The organism is Agriterribacter sp. (assembly GCF_035444585.1).
In the GTDB taxonomy this organism is placed as follows: Bacteria; Bacteroidota; Bacteroidia; order Chitinophagales; family Chitinophagaceae; genus Agriterribacter.
Genome location: NZ_DAOMOZ010000232.1, coordinates 1 through 7,067 on the forward strand (window position 1 = coordinate 1; position 7,067 = coordinate 7,067).

Genomic DNA, 7,067 nt, shown 5'->3' on the forward strand with positions numbered 1-7,067 from the left:
CTGGATTTTTCCAAAACAAAAAATATCATTCAAACCGTGATTGCCGCAGAAGAAAGCAGGCTGGCAGGCGGAAAGATCATTCATTTAAAATAAGGGCGCATGAACGTAATGGAATTGTTCAGTTTAAAAAATAAGGTGGCACTGGTAACAGGCGGCGCAGGCAACTATGGCCGTTCCATAACAGAAGGGTTAGGCGAAGCGGGGGCTACTGTTGTTATAGCTTCACGCAATTTGGAGACTATTGAAAAGACTGCGGCGGGTTTCAGAACCAAAGGATTGGATGTGCACGGCATGCAGGCAGACCAGGCAGATACAGCATCCGTTCTTACTTTGGAAGAGAATATACAGAAACAGTTTGGCAGGCTTGATATATTTGTCAATAATGCAGTAAGCCGTCCCATGAAGGGGTATGCCGCTCCCATTGAGCAGTTTGATGAATCCATGAAAGTAAATGCCACAGGAATGATGTTCATTTTAAGGGAGATGACGGATCTGATCATCCGGTCGGGCGGTGGGAGTGTGATCAATATCAGCTCAATGATGGGCATGTATGCGCCCATTTATTCCAATTATGAAGGCATTCGGGGTATGGGAGATATCGCACCGGACTATTGCTTTCATAATGCAGGATTGATCATGCTTTCGCGTTTTATGGCCAAAACACATGCGGGGAAGAACATACGGTTTAACACGGTGAGCCCCGGCGGATTGTTCAACAACCAGCCGGAAAAATTCGTGGAGAACTATTGTAAAAAAGTTCCGTTGGAGCGAATGGCAAACAATGATGATATAAAAGGATTGATCGTATTGCTGGCTTCAGATGCAGGCGCGTATATAAATGGTGAGAATATCTTGATTGATGGTGGGTTGAATGCCTGAAAAGTGAAAGGTGAATAGTGAATTGTGAGACATGCAAGGTGAAACGTGAGATGCTGTGTATTCCCTCGGATTTAGGATTTCCGGCTTCGGGCTTAACACAGTGAATGTTTGTGCCAATGCGTTATCTGCCCATCGTTGGTATGCTTTAGCTGAAAGCTGATCGCTCAAAACACTAATCATAAATCAAATGATATGAGCAAAGAGATCATTCCGGTTTTTCATTTGCGTAATAAATTAATTTGGGTGGTTGGCGGCGCAGGTTATCTCGGGCAGGCAACCGTGATTGTACTAAAGAGTGCAGGGGCAAAAGTGATCTGCATTGACCTGGAAGAGCGTGCCGGTGCGTTTGTACGATCTGCGGGTTTGGATGCAGGCGTTATTCCTGCCACGCTGGATGTAAAGAACGGAGCCGCCATACAGCAGTTTGTAACGGACCAGGTTGCACAGCATGGCGTGCCCGATGGGTTGGTGAACCTCACCTTTGGTTCTACCTCAAAAAAACTGGAAGAGTTGAGTGAAAAAGAATTTGACGAAGTGAATCATACCGGCCTCACCGCTACATTTTTACTGGCAAGGGAAACAGGTGTACACATGGCTGAGCGCGGCAGCGGAAGCATCGTGTTGTTTTCCAGCATGTATGGTTCAGTGTCGCCACACCCGGAAGCATATGAAGCGCCCATGAACAAAAATCCCATTGAGTATGGTGTTGGCAAGGCGGGTATCATTCAAATGACGCGGTATCTGGCGGTTCATTGGGGAAAGATGAATGTGAGATGCAATTGCATTTCACCCGGGCCTTTTCCGCACCCCGCTGTACAAAAGAACAATCCGGCTTTCGTGGAAAGGCTGGCGCAGCTATCGCCGATGGGGCGTATAGGAAAGGCGGAGGAAGTTGCGGGCTCAGTAGTGTTTTTGTTGTCTGAAGCCGCTTCTTATATCACGGGCCACAATTTATGTGTTGACGGCGGCTGGACGAGCTGGTAAAAGGAATATGGAGTAGGTGTAAGGAGTAAGGTGCAAAGTCCCTACGCTTTATACCTTTATACCCTATACCTTATAAGTAACAACAGACCCGCTGTATGAGGCGTCATCGCCACATACCCCGGCTGTATGAGGCGTCATCGCCGCATACATAATTTATTGTCGCCTCCGGGCGACCTGATATAATATCCTGGAATAACTTAAACTGATTTTCCTCATGCATTCAGGCGTAATAATAATAACGGGAGCTGCCGGTGGAATTGGACTGGCAGTAGCAAAGTCTTTTTTGTCTGCCGGCTGCACCGTAGTTATTCTGGACCTTGAGCAGGATAGTGTTGATGCGGCCATAGCGGCATTGGGCGGCAGCAGGGTTACGGGCTATGCCTGTGATGTTACCGATGAACAAAATATTCAAAAAATATTGGGCGCTGTTTACGACCTGCATGGAAGGATTGATGTGCTGGTAAACAATGCCGGGCTGCAGCATGTAGCGCCTGTTGAGCAGTTCCCTACAGAAAAATTCAGGCGGATGCTCGATGTGATGCTCACCGCACCTTTTATTGCCATCAAGCATGTGCTGCCTTATATGAAGGAAAGGAGTTTTGGAAGGATCATCAATATGGCTTCTATCAACGGGCTGGTTGGTTTTGCAGGAAAAGCAGCCTATAACAGTGCAAAGCATGGACTGATCGGGTTAACAAAAGTTGCCGCACTGGAAGGGGCAGATCATGGCATTACCGTTAATGCAGTGTGCCCGGGCTATGTTGATACTGCGCTTGTGAGGAACCAGCTCAACGATATAGCCCAAATGCGGAACATCCCGTTTGAAAAAGTATTGGAGGAAGTGATCTATCCGCTTGTTCCCCAGAAGCGTTTGCTTGGCGTGGAAGAAGTCGCGCATTATGTATTATTCCTGGCGGGCGACAATGCAAAGGGCATAACAGGACAGGCTGTTGTAATTGACGGCGGGTATACGGTGCAGTGAGGAGGTGGTAAGTGGTAAGTGAGAGGTGAGAGGTGAGAAGTGAGAGGTGAGAAGTGAAACCAAATCACAGAAGCAAATAACAAATCACAAAAAACAAATACCAAATAAAGTCCGAAGCCATAAGCACTAAATCCGAAAAATACAACGATAAACTAAAAACCATAAACTTACAGCTACAATCGAAGAAGATCCGCCAACCAAACGGATCCCCATCTCAAATCTTAAATCTCAAATTTCAAATCCCCTCTACGCATAAATGATCCTCCTGTATTCGGTAGGCGTCATTTGCTTGTATTTTTTAAACTGCCTGTTAAAGTTGGCCAGGCTATTGAACCCGCATTCATAAGCTACATCAACAATATTCTGATCTTTTTCCGAAAGCTTTTTGCAGGCATAGCCGATCCTCAGCGTATTTAAATATTCTACAAAAGTTACTCTATAGTTCTCTTTGAAAAAATTACTGAAGGTGGTAACTGCCATGTTAGCGATGGAGGCCACTTTCGATAAAGTGATGTCCTGGTCGAAGTTTTGGATCAGGTACTCGGTTATTTTGTTCAGCCTGTCGGAGCTTTTTACATTCACCGTTTTTAAAAAACCGGGACTTGCTAACAATTCATATTCAGCCGTACGCGACAACGTATCAAAAATGAGCAAAAGGGAGGACAGGCGCTGAAGCCCGTTCATATCAGGCATCTTTTCCATTAAGGCGCTGATCTCGGCTTTGGCTTTACCGTTAATTACCATGCCGCGGTTGGATAATTCCAGGAAACGCTTAAAGGCTTCCATCTCCGGGATATTGAGAAAATTTTCGCCCAGGAAATCGTCCTTAAAATGAATAACTATAGCTTCTGCCGGATAATCCATCTGTCCGTTAATAAATTTCGGATCATTCACCCACACATGTGGCAAAAAAGGTCCCATGCACACCAGGTCGCCTTCATCAAACTTCCCGATATGGTCGCCCACCATACGGCGCCCGTTGCTTTTGAGTACCAACACTATTTCATACTCCGGATGATAATGCCAGGGGCAGGGAAATGACTTTCCAACTTCTTTAAATACAGTAAATGATTTGTCAAAATCCTTCGGCAGCCGCAGTTCAATAGATTTCATCGCTCATTTAGTTTAAAGTTAAAAAACATCACCCCTAATATATCGAATTATAATGTATACCTTCAGCTTTTTGAAAAATAGTATAAGGATTATAAAAAATAGTAGGAGGGCGCTGCAGTGAAAATAGCGCTCACATAAAGTAGTTGCACTACCTGTATTATTTCCCTTTTTTCCTGACTTGTATCCGGTCAGTGCAGAAATTTTATCCAAAAAATGAATGCCTTACATTTATTTTCAGGCTTTACCAAAACTAAAAGTTATTGTTTACTGCGCAGTGCTTTGATGCTGGCTGTTGTACTTACGGCAATAATTTCCTGTAAGAAAACAAATCCCGTTTTGCAACCCGCTTCCGCTTCCAACGATGCTGTTCTTGTGGCAGACGATTTATACCGGCAGGGGTCGCGCTATAAGGGTTCCGGTAACGACTCCCTTCTGTGGTATGCTAACCGGTTGCTTCGTTTGGGCGAAGCCCAGGGAAACGACAGGATCATCGTGAACGGATTGCTGTTGAAAGCGAATTACGAGTGGAGAACGGCAAATCACACCACGGCAATGAAAGTGGCCGTGGAAGCGCTGCAAAAAGCCGAATACAATAAGTTTACGCAGGTAGTTCCTTCCCTGTACAGTATCATCGGAAATTTGCATAAGGAAAATGAAAACTATCCGCTTGCGCTAAAAGCAGCGGAGAGGGGACTGCAGGCGGCAATATTTATAAAAGACACACCGCGGATCATTTCAATAATGCTGAACCAGGCAATGTTTACCCATAGCTATGGTATGAGTAAAAAAGATCCGCAGATCAGGAAAGAGGGACTGAATAAATATCTGGAAGGCTTAAAAATAGCAGAATCGTCACCCGGATATGAGCCGTACTGTATAGCATACTACAATAACATCAGCCAGTATTATAAAATTTCCGGCAACTATGCCAAAGGGATACTGTATGCAAAAAAAGCAGAGATCCTGGCAAAGAAGTACCGCCGGTATCTTTCGCTTACCTATACGTATAACTGGCTGGGCGAAATTTATTTTTACAGCGGCGATCATGCAAAAGGGATCCGTTACCTTAATGAGGCGCTGGATCTCAGCATTGCACAAAATGCGCCTTTCCGTGAGGCAGAAATATACAGGTCGTTGTACAAATGCTATCATGCCGCCGGCAACGACCAAAAGGCGCTTGCTGCTTTTAGCCGGTCGGTAGTTATAAATGATTCATTGCAGTTGCGTAAGAACACCAAACAGATCGGAAGGCTGCAGATAGAATATGAAACGGAAAAAAAGGATCAGCGTATTGCATCGCTCAGGCTTATCAACCTCCAAAAAACGAGAACAACAGAGGCAATAGCGGTTGGGATGATACTCTTTATTTTGTTGTCTGCATTCCTGTATTTCCAGTATCGCGGCATCAGGCGAAGGAACAGGTTGCTGGCGGACAGCAACAAAAAGATCAACGAACAGTCGGAGCAGCTGAAATTTCTTATGAAAGAGCTGCATCACCGGGTAAAGAACAACCTGCAGATCGTTTCCAGTCTCCTTAGTCTCCAATCCAATCACCTGCCCGACAAAGATGCCCGGCAGGCAGTAAAAATCGGGCAGCAGCGCATCGAAGCCATGTCGCTGATCCACCGGAGCCTTTATCAGCAGGACAATCCGAATATGGTGAATATGAAAGAATATGTAACCGACCTGGTGGAAAGCATCTTACAGAGTTTCGGGATTGATAAAAGTAAATTCGATTTACAGCTCGATGTTCAGATAACAGAGATGGACGTGGACCAGGCGTTACCCCTGGGGCTCATCATCAACGAATGGGTAACCAATGCGTTTAAATATGCGTATAAAGAAACAGTGTATCCATCGTTAATGCTTTCATTAAAAAAAGACAGGGAGATCGTACTGGAGATCAAAGACAACGGGCCCGGTATGACCAGGGAGGCATGGGAAAAACCGCAGGGATCATTTGGAGTAAAACTGGTGAAGGTATTGAGCAGGCAACTAAATGGGATATGCAATATGGAAAGCCGGAATGGGACCTTGCTCAACCTGCACATCCCGGCAAAGCTGGAGAAAGCGGGATGAAGGTTAAGCGCCGGGGTTTACTTCCCTTTCAACTCCGGCAGATGAATGCGGAGCATTGCCGTTGCCCGGTATAGTATAGGAATATTTTAATAATCATGTTATCATTCGTTCATGGAAAGTAAAGTTAACATTATGATCGTTGAGGACGAGGGCATTGTGGCAATAGCACTGGAAGATACGCTGCAGATGGAAGGCTATCAGGTTTGCGGTATTGCAGATAATGGCAAGGAGGCTTTGCGCATTGCAGAAAAAGAAACCATAGACCTGGTGCTGCTTGATATACATATCAAAGGTGATTGGGATGGAATAGAAACTGCCCGGCGTCTTACCGCATTAAGAAATATCCCTTTCATTTACCTCACTGCTTTTTCCGACAGTGAAACGCTTGAACGGGCCAAGGAAACTGCTCCGGCAGCCTACCTTATAAAGCCCTACCAGCCCCGGAACCTGCTGATAGCCATAGATCTCGCGCTGCATAATTTTGCTTTTCACAAGTCGGCTGCAGCACCGGTCGTTCCCCTTTCCGGGAACAGCCAGGCTTCTGAAATTACGGAGAAGGAGCCCGTGCTGTGTTTTAACGATGCCATATTTATCAAGCAGAATTATAAATTCATTAAGGTTAATTTAAATGATATTTATTACTTAGAAGCGGAAAACAATCACACGCATATCATTACGAAAGACAGGAATTTCATTGTCAGGCATCCGCTCAACGTGGTGATGGATAAGTTTGACCGCCCATATTTCATACGGGTACACCGGTCTTATGCCATTAATATGGGTCATCTTGATACTTTTAATAACCACAGTATTTTCCTGAAGGATCATGAGATCCCGCTTGGAAGGAACTATAAAGACGAATTCCTGCAACGTTTCGATTTCCTGTAACCTGTTTTGCCGGGAACTGCCAGCTTGGGTGTAGGGTGGAAGGTAGAGGGAAGAGGGCGGAAGGTATAAGGTGCGGGGTAGGCAAGTTGATGTTTTCGCGGTCATCTCTTTTCTGTATTTCCGGTGTTCTGCAATTCAACAA

General features: G+C 45.3%; 6 protein-coding genes. 5 read left to right on the plus strand and 1 reads right to left on the minus strand.

Annotated features, from left to right (window positions below; translation table 11 throughout):
- The first annotated feature begins 99 nt into the window (after positions 1 to 99).
- The 3 genes from PLH26_RS18525 to PLH26_RS18535 all read left to right on the plus strand — a co-directional run bounded on the left by PLH26_RS18525 (position 100) and on the right by PLH26_RS18535 (position 2,845).
- Positions 100 to 879: an SDR family NAD(P)-dependent oxidoreductase gene (locus PLH26_RS18525; protein ID WP_324587516.1), complete on the plus strand. Its 780-nt coding sequence runs from the start codon at positions 100 to 102 to the stop codon at positions 877 to 879.
- A 192-nt stretch (positions 880 to 1,071) separates the two neighbouring features.
- The gene (locus tag PLH26_RS18530) at positions 1,072 to 1,863 is read left to right on the plus strand and encodes an SDR family oxidoreductase (protein ID WP_324587517.1); all 792 of its coding nucleotides are present in this window, start codon (positions 1,072 to 1,074) and stop codon (positions 1,861 to 1,863) included.
- A gap of 214 nt (positions 1,864 to 2,077) precedes the next feature.
- Complete coding sequence (locus tag PLH26_RS18535; RefSeq protein WP_324587518.1) at positions 2,078 to 2,845, plus strand: 3-hydroxybutyrate dehydrogenase; 768 nt, start codon at positions 2,078 to 2,080, stop codon at positions 2,843 to 2,845.
- Positions 2,846 to 3,091: 246 nt separating this feature from the next.
- Here PLH26_RS18535 and PLH26_RS18540 read toward each other — a convergent pair whose 3' ends face one another.
- Entirely contained in the window at positions 3,092 to 3,958 is an 867-nt protein-coding gene (locus PLH26_RS18540) for an AraC family transcriptional regulator (protein ID WP_324587519.1), read from the minus strand.
- 336 nt (positions 3,959 to 4,294) lie between these two features.
- On the opposite strand from PLH26_RS18540, the gene PLH26_RS18545 reads away from it, so the two are divergent.
- Both PLH26_RS18545 and PLH26_RS18550 read left to right on the plus strand, forming a co-directional pair.
- Positions 4,295 to 6,037, plus strand: a complete 1,743-nt coding sequence (locus PLH26_RS18545; RefSeq protein ID WP_324587520.1) for a tetratricopeptide repeat-containing sensor histidine kinase — start codon at positions 4,295 to 4,297, stop codon at positions 6,035 to 6,037.
- Positions 6,038 to 6,148: 111 nt separating this feature from the next.
- The gene (locus PLH26_RS18550; protein ID WP_324587521.1) at positions 6,149 to 6,925 is read left to right on the plus strand and encodes a response regulator; all 777 of its coding nucleotides are present in this window, start codon (positions 6,149 to 6,151) and stop codon (positions 6,923 to 6,925) included.
- The last annotated feature ends 142 nt before the right edge of the window (positions 6,926 to 7,067 follow it).

Bases quoted from the DNA above. Each gene is read 5' to 3' on its own strand.
- PLH26_RS18525 (WP_324587516.1), top strand. From the start codon at position 100: ATGAACGTAATGGAATTGTTCAGTTTAAAAAATAAGGTGGCACTGGTA.
- PLH26_RS18530 (WP_324587517.1), top strand. From the start codon at position 1,072: ATGAGCAAAGAGATCATTCCGGTTTTTCATTTGCGTAATAAATTAATT.
- PLH26_RS18535 (WP_324587518.1), top strand. From the start codon at position 2,078: ATGCATTCAGGCGTAATAATAATAACGGGAGCTGCCGGTGGAATTGGA.
- PLH26_RS18540 (WP_324587519.1), bottom strand. From the start codon at position 3,958: ATGAAATCTATTGAACTGCGGCTGCCGAAGGATTTTGACAAATCATTT.
- PLH26_RS18550 (WP_324587521.1), top strand. From the start codon at position 6,149: ATGGAAAGTAAAGTTAACATTATGATCGTTGAGGACGAGGGCATTGTG.